This window comes from Caballeronia zhejiangensis (assembly GCF_000698575.1).
In the GTDB taxonomy this organism is placed as follows: domain Bacteria; phylum Pseudomonadota; class Gammaproteobacteria; order Burkholderiales; family Burkholderiaceae; genus Caballeronia; species Caballeronia zhejiangensis.
Map to the genome: position 1 here is coordinate 27,387 of NZ_JFHD01000036.1, position 17,376 is coordinate 44,762.

Sequence of the window (17,376 nt, forward strand, 5' to 3'; positions counted from 1 at the left end):
AATCGAACCAGACCTTGTCGGATAACACGCAATGACTACTCAACGCACGCCGCGCTATCGCGGTATTTTTCCAGTGGTGCCGACCACCTTCACTGAATATGGCGCGCTCGATCTCGACAGCCAGAAGCGGGCTGTCGATTTCATGATCGACGCAGGCTCGGACGGCTTGTGCATTCTCGCGAATTTTTCAGAGCAGTTCGCTCTCGCGGATGACGAGCGTGAACTCCTGACACGTACGATTCTGGAGCACGTAAAGGGAGCTGTACCCGTCATCGTGACGACGAGCCATTACAGCACCGACGTTTGCATCGAACGCAGCCGCAAGGCTCATTCGATGGGCGCATCGATGGTGATGGTGATGCCGCCGTACCACGGCGCGACGTTCCGCGTTCCGGAAACGCAAATATTCGAGTTCTGCGCGCGTTTGTCGGATGCCGTGACGATTCCCGTCATGATTCAGGACGCGCCCGCGAGCGGCACCGCCCTCTCCGCGACGTTCCTGGCGCGCATGGCGCGGGAAATCGAACAGGTTTCGTACTTCAAGATCGAGACTCCCGGTGCGGCAGCGAAGCTTCGCGAGCTGATCCGGCTCGGCGGCGAGGCGATCGAAGGTCCGTGGGATGGCGAAGAAGCGATCACGCTCTTTGCGGATCTGAATGCCGGGGCAACAGGTTCGATGACCGGCGGTGGATTCCCGGATGGTATTCGCCCGATCCTCGCGGCGTACCATGAAGGCAAGCGCGATGAAGCATTCGCGCTTTATCAGCGCTGGCTGCCGCTGATAAACCACGAGAACCGACAGGCAGGGCTGCTAACGGCAAAGGCGCTGATGAAGGAAGGCGGGATCATCGCGTGCGAAAGTCCGCGTCACCCGCTGCCCGCGATGCATCCGGAAACGCGGGCAGAACTCATCGACATTGCCCGACGGCTCGATCCGCTCGTGCTGCGCTGGGCGTGACAGCAGTCATCATCTCTCCGAGACAACCACACATGACCTCAGTGTTTTCTCTTGCCGTCATAGGCATTGGCAAGATCGCGCGCGATCAACATTTGCCGGCCATCGCCGATAGTTCCGGCTTCAGGCTTGTCGCGTGTGCAAGCCAGCACGCGGAGGTGCAAGATGTACGCAATTATCGCGACATCGATTCGTTGCTGAACGCCGAACCTGAAGTCGATGCCGTCTCCCTTTGTACTCCGCCGCAGGGACGATATGCGCTGGCACGCAGAGCACTCGAAGCGGGCAAGCACGTCATGCTGGAAAAGCCGCCGAGCGCAAACCTGGGCGAGGTGAATGCCTTGCAAGAGATCGCACGCGCCAATGGCTTGACTCTGTTCGCGACCTGGCACTCGCGCTACGCCAGTGCGGTTGCGCCGGCTCGTGCCTGGCTCAGCGGCCGGCAGGTTCAGACGGTTAGAACACGCTGGAAAGAGGACGTGCGACGCTGGCATCCGGGACAACAATGGATCTGGGAACCGGGGGGGTTGGGCGTTTTCGATCCGGGCATCAATGCTTTGTCGATCGTCACTGAAATATTGCCTGATGGAGTGCTATTGCGCGGGGCACAACTCGTCGTGCCGCGTAATGCGCATACCCCGATCGCTGCCGATCTTGACTGCATTGATACGAATGGAGCACCTGTGACTGCGGAATTCGACTGGCGTCACGGTCCCGTCGAACAATGGGACATCGACGTGGAAACGAATGCAGGTCTGCTATCCATCCGCGAAGGGGGGAAGCGTCTGGTTATCTCCGGTGAACCGGTGCCTCTTGAACCAGAGCGGGAGTACCGCGCACTGTACGAGCGTTTTCACGCGCTTATTAGCGAGCACTCGCAGGATGTCGACGTGCGGCCTTTGCGTCTGGTCGCTGACGCATTCCTGCTTGGTCGACGTGTGGAAACGGAAGCCTTTGTGCCTTGAAGGGATAACGTTGTGCCCGTCGGAAGCACTGTCGTAAGACGACGATCCGCCGATCGTCGTTTTTATCCATCTTGATGTTCTCGGGGGACTCACGCGCATCAGCGCGCCAGTCTGACTTGTCGGTTCAGATCCACCTCGTTCCTCTTTCGCGCAACGTTGAACGTATTTATCATTTGCGGGCGAGCGACCGTGTCGAGAAAATCAATTATCTTCTTTGCTGAAAACGTTCCCGAACGTTCGGACCGTGGCATGTCGTGTTGTAGGGAACGTTGATTCTTGTGCCTGCAAGATAGCGTCGACATGTCTCGCCAATAGCACTTCATCGGCGCGGTTGTGCCGTTCGGACGAACGAGCAAGCTTGTAGATTGGGTCGCCGCGGAGCACACGCTCCCCACTTAGCGCACAGACTCCGTTCTTGCGCGCCATGACACGGCGCCACGTTTGTCCGCCCGCGTAGCCCGAACACGGGTGCCCCCATGCTACTGATACTGTGCGTGGTGACGGCCGTTCAAGGACGCGAATTCTGACATCTCGCGGCCACGAACTTTTCGCGGCCAATGCGCCCCTCTGCCTTCCTTCTGTCTGGGATGCAAAGAAGCGAGGTGTGAAGCTCCCGGACAACGACGCAACGATATGACTCCAAGGGCTGTTTTCATCGAGCTGACCCACCATCACCTCCGTCTGAACCGGTCGGAAATCGCCCTAGTCTGTAACGCATCAAATTGCGATTGTTGGGGTCGATGCGTCTTACGGCCAGCGTCTCAAATGACTATAGACGGAGTATGACCCGCCAAAATCTGTGCGTTAATGTAGACGCGCTAATCCCATCTTTCGAGACGGAATACGCGTTGTGCGATTCCAGGAGTTGCTGGGAGCCTTCAATTCGGCAACACATCCGTGCCGCATGCACAGCGAGCGCGGCTCCTGCGGGGCGCCCCTTGCGAGGTTGAAATAGCGACTCGTCGACAGCTCTCTTGTCTGCTCCTCATCAAAGTCCATCCGGCATTGTCGGTGCCAAGTCTCGCGTTTTCTATCCGTTCCACTTGGGAAAGCTTAGCAAACCGGACGACCTGCCTCAAATTCGTTGGCATCGCTGAAATGAAAACTCAGTGATGGCGTCATCTGAGCCCTCCACGCCATGCGGCGCGGTCGCTAGCGAAAGGATGGCAGAGGTGAGTCCGAGGCGACATTGCATCGCCGAGCAAAGTTTCTACCGAAGGGGGATAGGTAAGAGTGCCAACACAAGAATAATCGCGACATGACGCAGAACCTCAGTTGCGTGAATGACAGCCGCGGTATCTTCAGCTGCGAGGCCGCGCCGTACGAAAGTCCCTTGACGCCGTTCGGCCAAGGTATGTGTCGCGAGATACCATTACGGTTGACCGAGGCGCGGCGGAGCCCAAGCATGGTTCCTAGTTCAAAGCTGTGTAGATGTTCCACGTGCGGAACAAAATTGAAAGGTTCTATATTCCGGATTGCTCGCGAGTGGCGGCGCATGCACTATCTCGATGACGAGCCTGAGCACGAGTTTTGGGACGCCGACAGTATCGAGATATACTGCTCGCTGCACTGCTTGCAACTACGACTACCTCTTGTGATGGCCCGAGAGGGCATTCCACTTCGACCTCCAGGCAAAGGCCCAATCGGACTCTGTTCACAATGTCGAGGCATTGTCGATATGTCAAAACCGCACCTCGGGTATTCGAGTGAAAAGGACAACGGCGGTCACCACGGTCTCCTCGAGGGCGTTGCGAAGCTTGACATCATGGCTGTGCTTTGTCCTCAATGCGTCGGGACGTGACAGCAGGTCTTCGGCTCGGCGAACCACTGTGCCACACGTATCGTTGGTATTCGTACGTATCGCGAGGTACTCGCAAAGATAGGCGCGACGCCCTTCGCTTAAAGTCCCAAATCGGAGCAATTCTGCGCGCTTTATCAGCTGCGCCGTTCATCGATGATTTCGTAGAGCCTTTCAGGCAACAGTGGTTTTACACAGCATTCGGAAAATCCTGCATCCCGAAGCGTTGCTTGCGTATCCGGCCCGGATGCGCCGGTGAGAGCAATTATCCTGGTGGTTTCAAGGCGGGGACGGGTTCGAAGATGCTGAAGCAATTCAATGCCTGTCATTCCCGGCATGCCGATGTCGATAAACGCAATTTCGGGGCGAAATGTGTCGACTATCTGAAGTGCCGCTGGCCCACTGAAAGCCGTGCGCACTTAATGTCCGTCCAACTCGAGTAGCATCGCAAGTGCTTGAGCGGAATCCGCGTCGTCGTCGACCAGAAGGATTTGCGTTGGCTGAGCAACAAGCTTCTGCTGCAGCGCTGTGGCTGCCGCTACGGCGGGCCGCACAATCGGAAGGGCCACGTGGACCGTCGTTCCGTGTCCGATACCCGCGCTACGAATGCTCACCGTGCCGTCGTGACGTTCAACCAGATATTTGACAACAGCGAGGCCAATGCCGAGGCCGCCGTCGGCCTGTCGGTGTTCCGGGTCTGACTGTCTAAAAAGCTCGAACACGTGCGCCAGCGTCTCGGGGCTGATGCCAATGCCCTCATCTTCGACTGTGATGTAGACGCTGGACGGCATAGACGAATTGCAAACGCTCGACGTTGCCTCGACTGTCAACGTTATCTTGCGTCCCGCAGGCGTATAACGCACCGCGTTGGACAGAAGATTTGCGAAAACCTGGGAGAGCCTCGACGCATCCGCGAAGACCGTCACTGGCGCGGCGGGCTGGTGCACAACTAGCTGTTGACCAATCCGCTGCACGTCGGCGCGGACCGACGCGACCGCGTCTTCGACAATTTCCTCAAGGTTCGCATAGTCCTTCTTGACCGTGATTTTCCCGTGCCTAATTCGGGTGGTGTCGAGCAGGTCGTCGACAAGCCGCGACAATCGTCGCATCTGACGCTGCGCAACCTCCGTCGCTGCGAGTACAGCGGCATTCGCCGTCGAGAGCCGCTCAATGGTCCTAAGCGCAGCATCGATGGGCGCCAGCGGATTTCGGAGTTCATGACTCAGCATCGCGATGAAGCCGTCGGTCCTAGTCTTAGCCTCGCGGGCTCGCGTGACTTTCCCTTCCGCCGATTCTGCTCGCGCGCCTAACTCGTCGAGTGTGCGTTGCGTCCTGAGCGCCGCGCCGGCCATGCTCGCCAGGCTGGTCAAAATTCGACAATGCTCGGCGTCAAAGTGGGGGGCACCGCTTTGCGACGAAACAGCTAGCGTGCCCAGCGGACCGTCAACGCCCGGGATGGGGACCACCAACGTCTCGATATCAGGAGCGACCTCATCGTCTCCGCCGGTCGAGCATCGCTGCGAATGACGGAACAGTCGAGCCTCACCAATCTCAAGCGCAAGACCGCAGATACTTTTGTCGACCGGTGAGCTCCCGTTCACTGCTTCGTTGCTAATACCTACAACCGCCATCCACCTGGCAAACGCAGACCCGTCTGGCTGCGCCTCCAACACGCTGACGCCGGCGGAATCTGCGGCGCACAACTCCAGCGCGTGTTGCATGAGAATGGAAAACGTCGCACTCTCGCCCCTCGCCAAGGCGTCAGCAAGCCTTCTCGACACCGCAATTTCTCTTGCGAGGTCGGGCTGCCGAGCGGGTCGGCTTTTGAGTTCGGGGCTAACGTCGGCGCCGGAGTAACGGGACCATACGACCTCTGGTGCGAGCTGTAGGACAATCATGTGGCCGTTTTACCGTGCGCGTGGTCGAATCTTGCTTCATACGCAATTCTGACCGGTTTGCTGTGACACTGCAATCACGGCCATAATGCCGGGCGGACGGCTGCCCAGCGGGAAGCAGGCAATTCGCCAATCGCTTCCGCGGGCGGTAGGAACCGACTGCGACGGGAAAACGATTCAACTGCATTTATCAATTCGGCGAGCGGCACTGGCTTCCTGAAGAACTTAGTCCAGACTGGTCTTTGAAGGGAAGGCTCCCGCTCTCCGGACAAGAGGATGATAGGAACTCGTCGAAAAACGACACGCTTACGGAGCTCCTTGCAGAACTCCACCCCGTCCATGCCCGGCATTTGCCAGTCGGTAACAATAACGTGAGGACATAGGGAACGAATTATCTCAAGGCCCTTGATACCGCTTTCGCCTGCAACCACGCGATGACCGGCGAGCTCAAGCGCTGAGCGCAAGCTCGGCAGATTCGCTTCACTGTCATCAAGAAGAAGGACGGTAGCCATCATTCGCGCGCTAGGGTTTCCCCTCGCAAAGCAACGCTTATGCCAAACGTTGAGGGTACTTTGAGCGTACCCAGCGAGCTCTATGGCATGCCAGAAAAACCGCGGTGGTGCCAAGCCCTTCGGCCAACTCTTTCGTCCAGCCGTATCGCGCGCAAAGACCGTTGGTCAATTCATAAACACTTGAAGACGAGCCGTCGCCTACTCCGAGCTTTGGTCGCCAGATCAAAGGGTAACTGGATGATGGACAATGCGCAGCAGCTCACGGATAAGTCAAGGAAGGCAACCGATAACTCAAACTACTACTACCGATGCGGCTTCTGCGCTGGTCAACGCCCTAACGCCACGATGGGCTGGAAGGCAAACGCCTGATCGATGATCTGGCCGGCTGGCACGCGGCAACCGGTGCATTTGACGTGACGCGTCGTCATCGGCGAGCGGGACAATGGATTTATCGTTCATCGAGATTCCGGGTAGCGCGCGTGGCACCGGTATTGACCAGCTATAAACGACTCAAATCGGCACAGCCTTACGGTCGTTCGTTCACGCAGGTTCGTACGAAGCCATGCCTTTTACATTTGCTGCATCCGCCAATGCATTTGCTGCATCCGCCAACGGCAAATACGCCGCTGTTACAAAATAAGCGCTACCACCAAACGTTTGCGGTTTTCCGTTCACGTTTCGTTCATCTCTTTGTCGTTGTTCTCGTGCCGTAAGTAGGTTTGCACGGCCCCCGGCGGGGGCGCCGCGTTTCCGATGGCGCCCACCGAATCAACGACGAGAACGAAAATGAACTTGAAGCGAATGCAGGTAAAAACAAAACTAGCCATCGGCTTCGGCGTGCTCACGGCCGCCTTGCTGATCGTCGCGACGCTCGCGATCGAGGCGTTGCACGAATCGAATGCGCGCTTCACGTCGTTCGTCGATGGCATAAATGCGCGCGCCAATCTTGCCGCCGGCGTACGCACTGCCGTGGATCGCCGCGCGATTGCTGCGCGCAATCTCGTTCTCGTCACGAAGCCCGCCGATCTTGAACTCGAAAAAGCCGCCGTCGCGCAGGCGCACGAAGACGTGCAGCGCGATCTTCGCAAGTTTAACGAACTGGTTGCGAGTGCCAGCGATGTCACGCCCGAAGTGCGCGCGCGGGTCGCCGAGATCGACCGGATCGAATCGCTTTATGGCCCTGTCGCGCTCGACATCGTTGACCTCGCGCTCAAGGGCCGGCACGATGAAGCCATCGCGCGCATGAACGACGATTGCCGGCCTCTGCTCGCCGCGCTCGTCAAGGCGACGCAGGAGTACTCTGACATGACGCACGCGCGCGAAGTGCAGCTCGTCGCGGAATCGGCGTCGCACTACGCGTTCTCGCGCATGCTGCTGGTCGCCGTGTGCGCGCTTGCGGTGCTCGCGGCGATCGTGGCCGGTTTCGCCATCACGCGCAGCATTCTGCGCGCGCTCGGCGCAGAGCCGGACACGCTGAGCGACGTCGCGAAACGCGTCGCGGATGGCGACCTGCGTCCCGTCGCCGACGCGCAAAAGGCACCGGCCGACAGCGTGCTCGCTTCGATGAGCACGATGCAGAAGAACCTGGTCGAGCTGATCGGCAACGTGCGGGCATCGGCCGACAGCATCGCGACCGGTTCGAGCCAGATTGCGACCGGGAACGTCGATCTGTCGACGCGCACCGAGGAACAGGCCGCATCGCTCGAAGAGACGGCGTCGAGCGTGGAGCAGTTCACCTCCACGGTGCGCCAGAACGCCGAGCACGCGCAGCATGCCAACACGTTGTCGGCGGATGCGTCGGCTATCGTGCAGCAGGGCAACGCCGCCGTGAGCCGCATGATCGAAACGATGTCGGATATCAGCGCGCGCTCCGGGCAGATCGCGGACATCATCGGCATCATCGAAGGCATCGCGTTCCAGACCAACATCCTCGCATTAAATGCGGCCGTGGAAGCGGCACGTGCGGGTGAGGAAGGACGCGGCTTCGCCGTCGTCGCGGCGGAAGTGCGAAGCCTTGCGCAGCGCTCGTCGGGCGCGGCGAAGGAAATCAGGGAGCTGATCGGCGCGTCCGTCGGACGGATCGCGGAAGGCTCGACGCTCGCGGGCGTCGCGGGCACGACGATGTCCGAAGTGCTGCTCGCCGTCTCGAAGGTGCGCGACATCATGAACGAGATCGCGGCGGCATCGAACGAACAGAGCCGCGGCATCGAACAGCTGAGTCTGGCCATCGCGCAGATGGATCAGGTGACGCAGCAGAATGCGGCGCTCGTTGAGGAAGCTGCGGCGGCATCGCAATCGCTCGACGATCAGGGGCGCCGTCTGACCGAAGCCGTGTCGTTCTTCCGTCTTGCGACCCAATAATTCACCGATGAGCCAAGAAAACAGCGCCTGCGCGTTCTGCCATGTCTGCGGCGCAAGCGCTGCGAAGCCGCACGCGAAATGCGCGTCCGACATGGTGTACCGCCGGCTCGTGCAGAGCATTACCGATTACGCCATCTACATGCTCGATGTCGACGGCGTCATCACGACCTGGAATGCCGGCGCGTAGAAGGCCAAAGGCTACACGGCCGATGAGATCATCGGCCAGCACTACTCGTGCTTTTATTCGATCGAGCAGCGTCTCGACTACCAGCCCGGCCGCAACCTCGAAATCGCGCGCACGACGGGCAAGTTCGAAGCCGAGGGTTGCGTCTGCGCAAGGACGGCACGCGCTTCTGGGCGCATGTCGTCATCGATGCACTGCGCGACGATCAAGGCAAGCTCTTCGGCTTCGCGAAGATTACGCGCGACTGCACCGAGCATCGGCGCCTGCGTGAAGGCACGCTCGATCACGAGCGACGTTTCCGCTATCTGGTGCAGAGCGTCAGCGATTACGCGATCTACATGCTCGACACCAACGGCGTCGTGTCGAACTGGAATTCGGGCGCGCAACGGACCAAGGGTTATGCGGCGAACGAGATCGTCGGCAAGCATTTCAGTTGCTTTTACACGCCCGAGGACCGCGAGTCCGGTGCGCCCGCACGCAGCCTCGCCACCGCGCTTGCCGACGGCAAGTACGAAACCGAAGGCTGGCGCGTACGCAAGGACGGCGCGCGCTCCTGGGCACACGTGGTCATCGATCCCATTCATGACGACGATGGCGAATTGCTCAGTTACGCAAAGGTCACGCGCGATCGAACCGAGGCGCGCGCAATGCAGCAGCAGACCCGCGATCACGAGCGTAGCTTTCGCCTGCTAATCGAAGGCGTGACCGACTATGCGATCTACATGCTCGATCCGGACGGCATCGTATCGAACTGGAACGCCGGTGCGCAACGCGCGAAGGGTTACACGGCGCGCGAGATCGTCGGCAAACATTTTTCCTGTTTCTACGATCCTTGCGACCATGATCGCAGCTTGTCGCAGCACGGCCTCGAAACCGCCCGCTCGACGGGTAAGTTCGAGGCGCAAGGCTGGCGTACCGCAACGACGGCACGCGCTTCTGGGCGCATGTCGTGATTGAGGCGATCCACGACGACGACGGCGCGCTCTTCGGCTTCGCGACGATCACGCGCGACTGCACCCAGCAGCGCAGACCGCGCTCGCGCTCGAAGATATCACGCGCAATCTCGACCTTGCGCTCGACAACATGCTGCAAGGCCTCTGTCTGTTCAACCGGCGCGGCAGGCTCGTGCTGAGCATTCATCAGTTCGCCCGCATTCTATCGATTGCGCCGGATTCGCTGGTTTTCTCATCGTGCGGCCTGACTCGGCTCGGGCGATCTCCTCGTGGCTTTCAAACTGATCGCAACGCTTTGCTCGGCTTCAGAAAAGTGCAAAGCCGATATTGGTACGTCAAGCCGTGTTGACTGCTCTCAAGGGTTAGCAAGATCTCTGCTGACGTTGCTGCCTCGCTTTTTGCGATCGGCCTCTCACGGTAGAGTCGAGATGTGGCGCGGTAGCGGTAGGTTCGGTTTGTCTGTTGCCGCCCCTTTCGTCTGGCGGTGCCCGAGTAACCTCGCCTTAACCCCGTTTCCACACCCCGCTCATCGAACCGGACATGCAGATCTCCCGCATCCGGCTCTCGGACAAGACATCACGCCTTCGTACACGGCACGTTACACCCAAGGCCCCGTCAGACGCACAAGACCGAAGTGCTTGTAGAGGTGCGGGCGTGGATAGCCCCCGCGCCTGCTTCGCCTGGCTTTGTACTTGTTGCGTAACCACCGACGCAACCGCGCAGCGGTGTAGTTGTCGAGAGCCCGATACGCGCGTCTGTCCGTGCCTACACTGAAGTAGTTCGCCCAGCCGCGCAGCGTGCGGTTCAACTTGCCCACCAGCTCCGTGGTCTCCTGCCATACCATCTTGAGGGCAGTCATCGCATGAATCTTCTCGGCCATGCGACGGATACTCTTCTTCGACGGACGCATGCCCATGCGGGCCTGCCCAGTCGTGGCCGAGTACAGCTGCCCAAACGTGTAGCCCAGGAAGTCGAATGTGCCTTCCGGCACCTTGCAGATGCGTGTCTTCTCCTCGTTGACCGTCAGCTTCAGTTTGCCCATGATCTCGCGCAGTTTCAGCAACGCCTCTTCGGCCTTGCCTTGTTTGCACAGGATCACAAGATCATCCGCATAGGTCACGATGCGACTGCCAAGACTTCGCTGAAGTCCGAGCTTCTTCCATGCCAGCACAAACCGACGCATGTAGATATTCGCCAGCAGTGGTGAGATGAGAGACCCCTGCGGAATGCCGCGCCTGCTATCTCTGGCCTCCGTCGTGCGTGTCTTCCGGCCTCGGGTATCGGTTTCTTCAACGGGGCATTCCAGCCACATTCTGATCAGATGCAGCACACGCCGATCAACGATGCGCCGCGCGAGCGACAACATCAATTCGGCGTGGGGAATACTTCCGAAGTAGTCCGCGAGGTCGGCGTCAACCACGTCCGTTTGCCCTCGATGCAGCCGCTCCTCCACCGCGATTACCGCTTGCTGGGCATTTCGCCCCGGGCGGTAAGCGTACTGCTCTGGCGGAAGGTCTGCTTGAAGATCGGTTCGAGCACCAGCATCGCTGCTGTCATGCACACCCGATCCCGCAGGGTCGAGATGCCCAGCGGCCTCAGCTTGCCATTGGCCTTCGGGATAAACACTCTTCTGATAGGGTCCGGCCGGTAAGTCTCCTGCCTGAGCGCAATCGCCAGTTCGCCGAGCCACTTCTGCACCCCGTACGCTTCGACCTCTGCGAAATCCTGCCGGTCGACACCCGGCGCCGCCCCTGTTCGAGCGACACTGAGCGTACGCATGCGCCAGCACATCCTCACGATAGATCTTGTCGTACAGCGCGTAGAAGCAGTACCCGGCTTCTGCCTTCGCTTTCGCGTGTAACGCCATCTGCAGCTTCTGAACACGAATCGGAGTTGATAGGTTGCCCAATCTCCACGTCCTCACCACGTATTGCGTCTGTCCTGAACTGAGGCCCCTTCCCTCCACCAGCATTACACCGGCTTCAACGGTAATACGGGCCTCTCCGTCATCCCAAGGCGCCCGGCCTGTCCCTCGCGGGCGTCCGGTTGATCATCCCTGACCACGCCAAGGGACTTCCAAGTGTTGCGTACGCTTTCCTTGTGTACATGCTGTCGCCACTACCCCGGTGCAGCGACTGGGCGTCCAGCCTGCTCATTCACCCAGCCGTATCAACCTTCCCCGATAGGGTTGTCGGGTCGGCCTGCGCATCGACCTTTTCGAGGTTTGCTCGACGTTCACTCGCGTTACGGCCTGCACACTCGCGCTGTCACCAATTTGTGACACGCATCACCGAAGGCCCAGCCACTTCGTTGCCTCCATTGCTGCTCCGGTTGCTTCCGGCTGGAGCGGTTGCCGGGCGGGGCTTGCACCCGCTGGAAAGCGCCACCTTTTCACGGCGCACACCCTTTTCGGCCGTCCGGTCGTTGGACCCGCTTGTCCGAAGGACGATGTAAAGCAGCCAGTCACTGGCGGGTCCACAGCTCTAGCAAACGGCTGCTGGTCTCCTTCGCAGAGATCACGGGCCGCTGGCTCGCAAAGTCAAGGCGCCGGCGGCCGGCCGGCCAGGCGATCAGTTGTCGGCTTTTTAGCCAGCAGGCAGACGCGCCTTGTATGAAAGAAGTCAAGACGTCGAACAGACTCCGCCAAATTGCTAAGCCTGGAAGCCGTATAACGTCGCCGGATTATCAACAAGAATACGCTGTAGTGCCCTCTTGTCGGGCACCCATGCGGCGAGTAGATCGAACAGTTGCGCATCGTCTGGCTTACGCGTCTTTTCAGTCGGGTGCGGTTAGTCGCTTCCCCAGACGACCCGCTCGGGAGCCGCCGCGATATACGATTGGGCCATTGCTGTCACATCTTCGTAGGTCGGCGGGCCTACTTTCGTGTTCAGATAAGCCGCAGATACTTTGACCCACGTGCGTCCCTGATCGAGCATCCCGCGGACAACGTTATGTGCTTCGCGCCCCGATTCAGTTGATGGCAACCGTGCCATGTGATCAAAAACAACAGGGCACGGCAGACGCTTCAACGTTTCAGCTTGCTCGACAATGAGGTCTGAACGCATCTGTAGCTGCACATGCCAGCCCAAGTCGCTAATTCGGATGGCGACCGGCTCAATCATATCGACCCGGGTCACGGCATTCTTGGGTTCAAAAAGAGAAAATCGCACACCGCGAATTCCACCTCGATGCAGCGCAAGCAGTTCCTTCTCGGATATGTCCGTGGAGATAACCGCAATGCCGCGCGTTTTAGCCGCCCCGAGTCTTGCGATCGCGTCCAACGTGACGCGGTTGTCTGTTCCATAGTTCGAAGGCTGGACGATGACCGTTCGGGTCGTCCCGAGCCGAATCTGAATTTGCAGATAGTCGTCGACCGTCGCCTGACGCGGGAGTGCGGTGGCTGGATTAACGATAGGAAACTTATCGTCATAGATGTGGATATGCGCGTCGCACGCCAACGGCGGCGCCTTCAACGCAGGGTTTTCACTGCCGGAAGAGTTTGAGAATCGGTGGCTTTCCGCCGCCTGTGCCATGGCACTATTCCATGAGCCCGCCATCCATCCCGCCGCCAGACTCAACGCCAGGGCGCGCCGGCGAGAATTGAACCCATCCATCGATACTTCCGTGTCCATGTTGTATGCCATCGAGAGGTTGCTCTTCCTTTCGGCGAAGCGGTGAACTTCGATCCGCTTTGCCGCTTGAGTATCGACGTCAGGTTATTGGTTCACGCGCTTGGCGAAAGTGGAGATTGCGTCGGCCATCGCTTTCGGCTGTTCAGGCGCCATGGCGTGGCCCGCGTTCGGCAGTACGACCACCGTCACCCGGTCGCCGAGCATGGACTTGAGAACCTGGGAAAATCGACGCGGTGCCACTGCATCGTTCTCTCCCTGCAAGTCCAGAATCGGTGCAGTGCCCGCAGCGAAATAATCGTCGACCGGAGTCGTATTGCGAGCATGTCCCTCTGCCTCATGCGTTTCGGGATGCCACCCGCTCAGCCAAACGCTCGGGTCGTTTCCGGGCGCGAAGAACGCTTCCTTAAGGTACTGAAGCCGCTGTGCCTCCGGCAGCTTGAGGTCCCCCGCGCCGTCGATCGCCTTGCGCATTTCGGCGTTGATTGGCTTCTCGGTCGAGCCTGGTGGAACTTTGCCTGCCGAGGCAGCTGCCACAACGACGCCCTTGACGAGGTCGGGACGGTCCGCAGCCAACTGGCGCGCGGCGAAGTTGCCCCACGCGTGTCCGACCACGACCACCGGGCCCGCTTTCTTTTCGTCGATGACCATCGCGACGTCAGACGCGAAATCATGCACGCTCAGGTTCTCCATCGGTCCTTTGCTTTTGCCAACACCGCGCGGCTCCGGACGCAGCACTCGAAAGCCATCTGCGACCAGGTACTGGGCTACCTGATCATAGTCGCGCACCGAACGTCCTAAAGACGGAAGGATGACGACGGTCGGGCCCGTGCCTTGGCTTAGCACCTCGATCTGGACGTTGTCATGCTTGACGACGTCGTCGGTTATCTTGGCAGTACCGGTTGCTGCGAACGCGGCCACGGAAAGAGTGAAGAGTGCCGCGGCAAGTGCGCTTGTTGCGAATTTCATAGATGTCTCCTGGAAGTAGGCACGACAACGACCCAGCGGCGGTACAAGCGTTCTCCGCAGCTTCGGGTCGATGTTTTTGGGTATCAGTGCGTCTGCGGCTGCTCGAGTCCGGTGCTGTCGAAGATGGCTACGGCGTTTTTTGACTTCAGATAGACGAGGAAGGCTTTCGCCGCATCGCCTTGCCGGGCGTTCTTCGAAATTGCGCCAGAAATGACGCTCACCTTCTGTACTTCTCGCGGAAGGGGACCCACGAATTGAATGTCGTGGAATGCCTTTAATTCGCTGATTTGCTGAAGACCCAGGTCTGCATCGCCACGCAGAAGAGCCGCACCTACCAGCTCACGACCTTTTATAAGCACGCTCTTTTCCTTCATCTGCTCGGCAATGCCGAGCTTGGGGAACAGCGTTCCGGTGATGTACGTTCCGCTCGCCCCTTCCGAGAAGGCAACGGACTTGGCAGACAGGAGCGCCGCTTTGAGTTTTTCGGGCGTCGAGACGTCCGGCTTCGGAATGCCTGGGCGTACCGCCACCCCGACTGCAGATTCAGCAATGTCGGTCCTCGTGTCGGCGACGAACGCGCCTTGTTTGATTTGCTCGTCGAGCGCGGCACCGATCATGAAGCAGACATCCATCGGCTCGCCGCTCTCGATGCGCACGGGCAGGGCGTCGGGAGACGCGCCATAGGATGGACCCCAGGAAATCAACAGGTGGTTGCCGGTGTCGCGCTCGAACGCCGGGACCAGTTGCTTGAATGCGGCGGAGAGTGCACCGGTTGCGAGCACATGAACGTCCGCCGCTTGCGCTGCCACGCTAAATCCGGCTGCGCAGACGAGCGCCACGACGGACGCGCGCATTGACCATTTCTTTCCGACTACCATTACTTGTCTCCTTCTGTATGAATACGGATTGCTCGCGGTCTAGACTGCGCCGCGTGCATTGACGAACAGCGCATACAAAGACGTGGTCGAGGCCATGAAGATGCGGTTGTTGTCGCGTCCGCCGAAACACAAATTCGCGCAACGCTCGGGCAGCGCTATGTGTCCAATCGCCGTACCGTCCGGCGCGAAGACGCGGACGCCATCCAGCTCCTCGGTGCCGGTGCCCCACCCGCACCACAGGTTTCCGTCGACGTCGACTCTAAAGCCGTCCGGCGTCCCGTCTTTTGCATCGATGAGCACGCGGCCCTGCCGAAGCCTCTGGCCATCGAGAACGTCAAACGCCATGATGGTTCGCGGGCGGGCTCGGGATGCGACGACGTACAGCCCACGCTCATCCGGCGAAAACGCGAGGCCATTTGGACCTTCGATGTCGTCGGCGACACATTCGAGTTGCCCACTTTGCGGGTCGAGCCGATAGACGCATGCGGGCAACTCTGGCTCTCCTACCTGTCCCATGTAGTCACTCACGAGGCCAAATGGCGGGTCCGTGAACCACACCGCACCATCGCGAGTAACGACGACGTCATTGGGAGAATTAAGCGGCTTTCCGTTGAACTGGTCGGCAAGCACAGTGACCCGTCCGTCGTATTCAGTACGCGTGACGCGCCTGGTGCCGTGTTCGCAAACGATGAGTCGGCCCTGGCGGTCGCGGGTCATGCCATTCGCTTTGTTTGATGGCGCGCGCCAGGTCGAAACCCGCTCAGTCGATGCATCCCATTTCAAGATGCGCTCATTAGGGAGGTCGGTCCAGTAAAGCAAGTTTGCATCTCCGAACCACACGGGTCCCTCCGCCCAACGGCACCCTGTCCATAAGCGTTCGACCTTCGCATGCGCCAGGCGGTAATGTTCGAATCGCTTGTCCAACGCGCGGATTGCAGGGTCGGGAGTACGCATACTGGGTTGCCATGTGCTCATCTCGCGTCCTTCCTATTCATGATCACCAGCAGAACAACAGTCAGAACGGTTGCGAGCACGAGCATCGCGCCCATTCCAATAAGGCCCGCCTTGAAAGAGCCTGTCGTATCCTTGAGCCAACCCACTATGTAAGGGCCGACCAGGCCACCGAGGCTGCCGACAGAGTTGATGAACGCAAGTCCGCCGGCTGCTGCTTCCTTGCCGAGGAACGTCGCTGGAATGCTGTAGAAGCACGTGCGCACCGACGAGAGGCCAATAACTGCGATCGTTAAGCCGGCCATTGCCGGCATCAGGTCGTCCGAGACCACCGAGCAAAAGAAACCGATCGCTGCCAGCCCGCAGGTCAGCGCAAGATGGTTGACATAGCGCTGAGAGCGAGCCAAGACTCGGCCCCACAGAAGCATCCCCACACTTCCAACGACATAGGGAAGCGCGGTAAGCAGCCCAATCTCCGTGTTGCCGAGATCGTGCGTCTTTAGAATCGTCGGCAGCCAGACGCCGATGCCGAGAATGCCGATGATGTAGCTGAAAAGGATGCCGGTTAGCAACCAAACGCGCCAGTCCAAAAGCGACCGAACGAAGTGCTTCTCGACGTTCGCCGGACGCTCACGTTCAACGGCCGCTTGCAAAGCCAAGCGCTCCTCGGCCGTTAGCCAATGCGCCTTGTCCGGCGAGTCACTCAGAAATTTCAGACACAGAATGCCGAGCAGACACGCCGGAAGTCCTTGGAGGATGAAAAGCCACTGCCAGCCGTGAAGTCCAAGCCAGCCCTCGAGCGTGAGCATTGAGACCGACAGGGGGCCGCTGAACACCGACGAAAGCGGTACGGCCGCCAGGAACCACGCCATCATCTGCGTGCGATAGCGTGCCGGGAACCACAATGTCAAAAAGAAGATGACCCCAGGAAAGAAACCGGCCTCGCCGACGCCCGCGAGCAAACGAAGCAGTGAGTAACTGATCGGGCCGGTCGCAAGACTCGTGGCGGCGGCGAACAGGCCCCAGGTAATCATGATTCGCGCCAACCAACGTCGTGCGCCAAATCGATAAAGCGCGAGATTGCTCGGCACCTCGAAGAAGCAATACCCGACATAGAAGATGCCCGCAGCCAAGCCGAACTGCGATGCCGTCAGCCCGAGGTCCCGATTCATGGCGAGTGCGGCAAAGCCGACGTTCGTGCGGTCCAGATAGTTGACGAAGTAGGCGAGCGCCAGCAGAGGTACGATGCGCCACGCTGCTTTTCTGCAAGCAGCCTGTTCGGCGCTGTACCCTGTCTCCTGAGTGATTGTCGTTGTGCGCATGATG

The 17,376-nt window shown here is 59.5% G+C and carries 16 protein-coding genes and 2 pseudogenes; 6 read left to right on the plus strand and 12 right to left on the minus strand.

Annotated elements, in window-relative coordinates; genetic code table 11:
* Window positions 1-31: 31 nt before the first annotated feature.
* Together BG60_RS29420 and BG60_RS29425 are read left to right on the plus strand one after the other, a co-directional pair.
* Window positions 32-958, plus strand: a complete 927-nt coding sequence (locus BG60_RS29420; protein WP_008345157.1) for a dihydrodipicolinate synthase family protein — start codon at window positions 32-34, stop codon at window positions 956-958.
* A gap of 32 nt (window positions 959-990) precedes the next feature.
* The gene (locus BG60_RS29425) at window positions 991-1,920 is read left to right on the plus strand and encodes a Gfo/Idh/MocA family protein (protein ID WP_033536074.1); all 930 of its coding nucleotides are present in this window, start codon (window positions 991-993) and stop codon (window positions 1,918-1,920) included.
* Window positions 1,921-2,121: 201 nt separating this feature from the next.
* On the opposite strand, the gene BG60_RS40210 is transcribed toward BG60_RS29425, so the two are convergent.
* From BG60_RS40210 to BG60_RS39995, 5 genes are all read right to left on the minus strand, one after another.
* Window positions 2,122-2,592, minus strand: coding sequence for a DUF3331 domain-containing protein (locus tag BG60_RS40210; protein ID WP_075583570.1), 471 nt, complete (start codon window positions 2,590-2,592; stop codon window positions 2,122-2,124).
* A 1,263-nt stretch (window positions 2,593-3,855) separates the two neighbouring features.
* Window positions 3,856-4,137, minus strand: coding sequence for a response regulator (locus BG60_RS37930; protein ID WP_081851900.1), 282 nt, complete (start codon window positions 4,135-4,137; stop codon window positions 3,856-3,858).
* Window positions 4,138-5,616 (minus strand): hybrid sensor histidine kinase/response regulator, encoded by a 1,479-nt coding sequence (locus BG60_RS29430; protein ID WP_008345164.1) that lies wholly within the window; start codon window positions 5,614-5,616, stop codon window positions 4,138-4,140.
* 74 nt (window positions 5,617-5,690) lie between these two features.
* Window positions 5,691-6,128: a response regulator gene (locus BG60_RS40215; protein ID WP_075583571.1), complete on the minus strand. Its 438-nt coding sequence runs from the start codon at window positions 6,126-6,128 to the stop codon at window positions 5,691-5,693.
* A 537-nt stretch (window positions 6,129-6,665) separates the two neighbouring features.
* Complete coding sequence (locus BG60_RS39995) at window positions 6,666-6,800, minus strand: hypothetical protein (protein WP_268811638.1); 135 nt, start codon at window positions 6,798-6,800, stop codon at window positions 6,666-6,668.
* Between the two features lie 111 nt (window positions 6,801-6,911).
* Here BG60_RS39995 and BG60_RS29435 point away from each other — a divergent pair, with 111 nt between their 5' ends.
* From BG60_RS29435 to BG60_RS39355, 4 genes and pseudogenes are all read left to right on the plus strand, one after another.
* The gene (locus BG60_RS29435; RefSeq protein WP_081851901.1) at window positions 6,912-8,486 is read left to right on the plus strand and encodes a methyl-accepting chemotaxis protein; all 1,575 of its coding nucleotides are present in this window, start codon (window positions 6,912-6,914) and stop codon (window positions 8,484-8,486) included.
* 7 nt (window positions 8,487-8,493) lie between these two features.
* Window positions 8,494-8,673, plus strand: coding sequence for a PAS domain-containing protein (locus tag BG60_RS40095; protein ID WP_051078935.1), 180 nt, complete (start codon window positions 8,494-8,496; stop codon window positions 8,671-8,673).
* 47 nt (window positions 8,674-8,720) lie between these two features.
* Window positions 8,721-8,882: pseudogene (locus tag BG60_RS40100) on the plus strand (hypothetical protein); the annotation flags it as partial.
* A 51-nt stretch (window positions 8,883-8,933) separates the two neighbouring features.
* A pseudogene (locus tag BG60_RS39355) lies at window positions 8,934-9,697 on the plus strand (PAS domain-containing protein); the annotation flags it as partial.
* Window positions 9,698-10,221: 524 nt separating this feature from the next.
* Here BG60_RS39355 and BG60_RS29445 read toward each other — a convergent pair.
* From BG60_RS29445 to BG60_RS29470, 7 genes are all read right to left on the minus strand, one after another.
* Window positions 10,222-11,184, minus strand: coding sequence for a reverse transcriptase domain-containing protein (locus BG60_RS29445; RefSeq protein ID WP_241484907.1), 963 nt, complete (start codon window positions 11,182-11,184; stop codon window positions 10,222-10,224).
* Window positions 11,082-11,402: a reverse transcriptase family protein gene (locus tag BG60_RS39720; protein ID WP_235366199.1), complete on the minus strand. Its 321-nt coding sequence runs from the start codon at window positions 11,400-11,402 to the stop codon at window positions 11,082-11,084. The genes BG60_RS29445 and BG60_RS39720 overlap by 103 nt, the downstream gene beginning before the upstream one ends.
* 1,010 nt (window positions 11,403-12,412) lie before the next feature.
* Window positions 12,413-13,255 carry an amidohydrolase family protein gene (locus tag BG60_RS29450; protein ID WP_235366198.1) on the minus strand — a complete coding sequence of 281 codons (843 nt, stop codon included), beginning with the start codon at window positions 13,253-13,255 and terminating at the stop codon, window positions 12,413-12,415.
* An 84-nt stretch (window positions 13,256-13,339) separates the two neighbouring features.
* Window positions 13,340-14,221: an alpha/beta fold hydrolase gene (locus BG60_RS29455; RefSeq protein ID WP_008345171.1), complete on the minus strand. Its 882-nt coding sequence runs from the start codon at window positions 14,219-14,221 to the stop codon at window positions 13,340-13,342.
* 83 nt (window positions 14,222-14,304) lie between these two features.
* Window positions 14,305-15,099: a molybdate ABC transporter substrate-binding protein gene (locus BG60_RS29460; protein WP_008345173.1), complete on the minus strand. Its 795-nt coding sequence runs from the start codon at window positions 15,097-15,099 to the stop codon at window positions 14,305-14,307.
* A 39-nt stretch (window positions 15,100-15,138) separates the two neighbouring features.
* Window positions 15,139-16,074 (minus strand): SMP-30/gluconolactonase/LRE family protein, encoded by a 936-nt coding sequence (locus tag BG60_RS29465; RefSeq protein ID WP_008345175.1) that lies wholly within the window; start codon window positions 16,072-16,074, stop codon window positions 15,139-15,141.
* Window positions 16,071-17,372: an MFS transporter gene (locus BG60_RS29470; RefSeq protein ID WP_008345176.1), complete on the minus strand. Its 1,302-nt coding sequence runs from the start codon at window positions 17,370-17,372 to the stop codon at window positions 16,071-16,073. Before BG60_RS29470 ends, BG60_RS29465 begins: the two co-directional genes overlap by 4 nt.
* Window positions 17,373-17,376 lie beyond the last annotated feature (4 nt).

What these genes read in the sequence shown, in the direction of transcription:
- BG60_RS29430 (WP_008345164.1), bottom strand. Translation starts at nt 5,616, where the DNA reads ATGATTGTCCTACAGCTCGCACCAGAGGTCGTATGGTCCCGTTACTCC.
- BG60_RS40210 (WP_075583570.1), bottom strand. Translation starts at nt 2,592, where the DNA reads ATGGTGGGTCAGCTCGATGAAAACAGCCCTTGGAGTCATATCGTTGCG.
- BG60_RS29470 (WP_008345176.1), bottom strand. Translation starts at nt 17,372, where the DNA reads ATGCGCACAACGACAATCACTCAGGAGACAGGGTACAGCGCCGAACAG.
- BG60_RS40215 (WP_075583571.1), bottom strand. Translation starts at nt 6,128, where the DNA reads ATGATGGCTACCGTCCTTCTTCTTGATGACAGTGAAGCGAATCTGCCG.
- BG60_RS29455 (WP_008345171.1), bottom strand. Translation starts at nt 14,221, where the DNA reads ATGAAATTCGCAACAAGCGCACTTGCCGCGGCACTCTTCACTCTTTCC.
- BG60_RS29435 (WP_081851901.1), top strand. Translation starts at nt 6,912, where the DNA reads ATGAACTTGAAGCGAATGCAGGTAAAAACAAAACTAGCCATCGGCTTC.
- BG60_RS39720 (WP_235366199.1), bottom strand. Translation starts at nt 11,402, where the DNA reads ATGCGTACGCTCAGTGTCGCTCGAACAGGGGCGGCGCCGGGTGTCGAC.
- BG60_RS29465 (WP_008345175.1), bottom strand. Translation starts at nt 16,074, where the DNA reads ATGAGCACATGGCAACCCAGTATGCGTACTCCCGACCCTGCAATCCGC.
- BG60_RS29425 (WP_033536074.1), top strand. Translation starts at nt 991, where the DNA reads ATGACCTCAGTGTTTTCTCTTGCCGTCATAGGCATTGGCAAGATCGCG.
- BG60_RS29450 (WP_235366198.1), bottom strand. Translation starts at nt 13,255, where the DNA reads ATGGACACGGAAGTATCGATGGATGGGTTCAATTCTCGCCGGCGCGCC.
- BG60_RS29420 (WP_008345157.1), top strand. Translation starts at nt 32, where the DNA reads ATGACTACTCAACGCACGCCGCGCTATCGCGGTATTTTTCCAGTGGTG.
- BG60_RS29460 (WP_008345173.1), bottom strand. Translation starts at nt 15,099, where the DNA reads ATGGTAGTCGGAAAGAAATGGTCAATGCGCGCGTCCGTCGTGGCGCTC.
- BG60_RS40095 (WP_051078935.1), top strand. Translation starts at nt 8,494, where the DNA reads ATGAGCCAAGAAAACAGCGCCTGCGCGTTCTGCCATGTCTGCGGCGCA.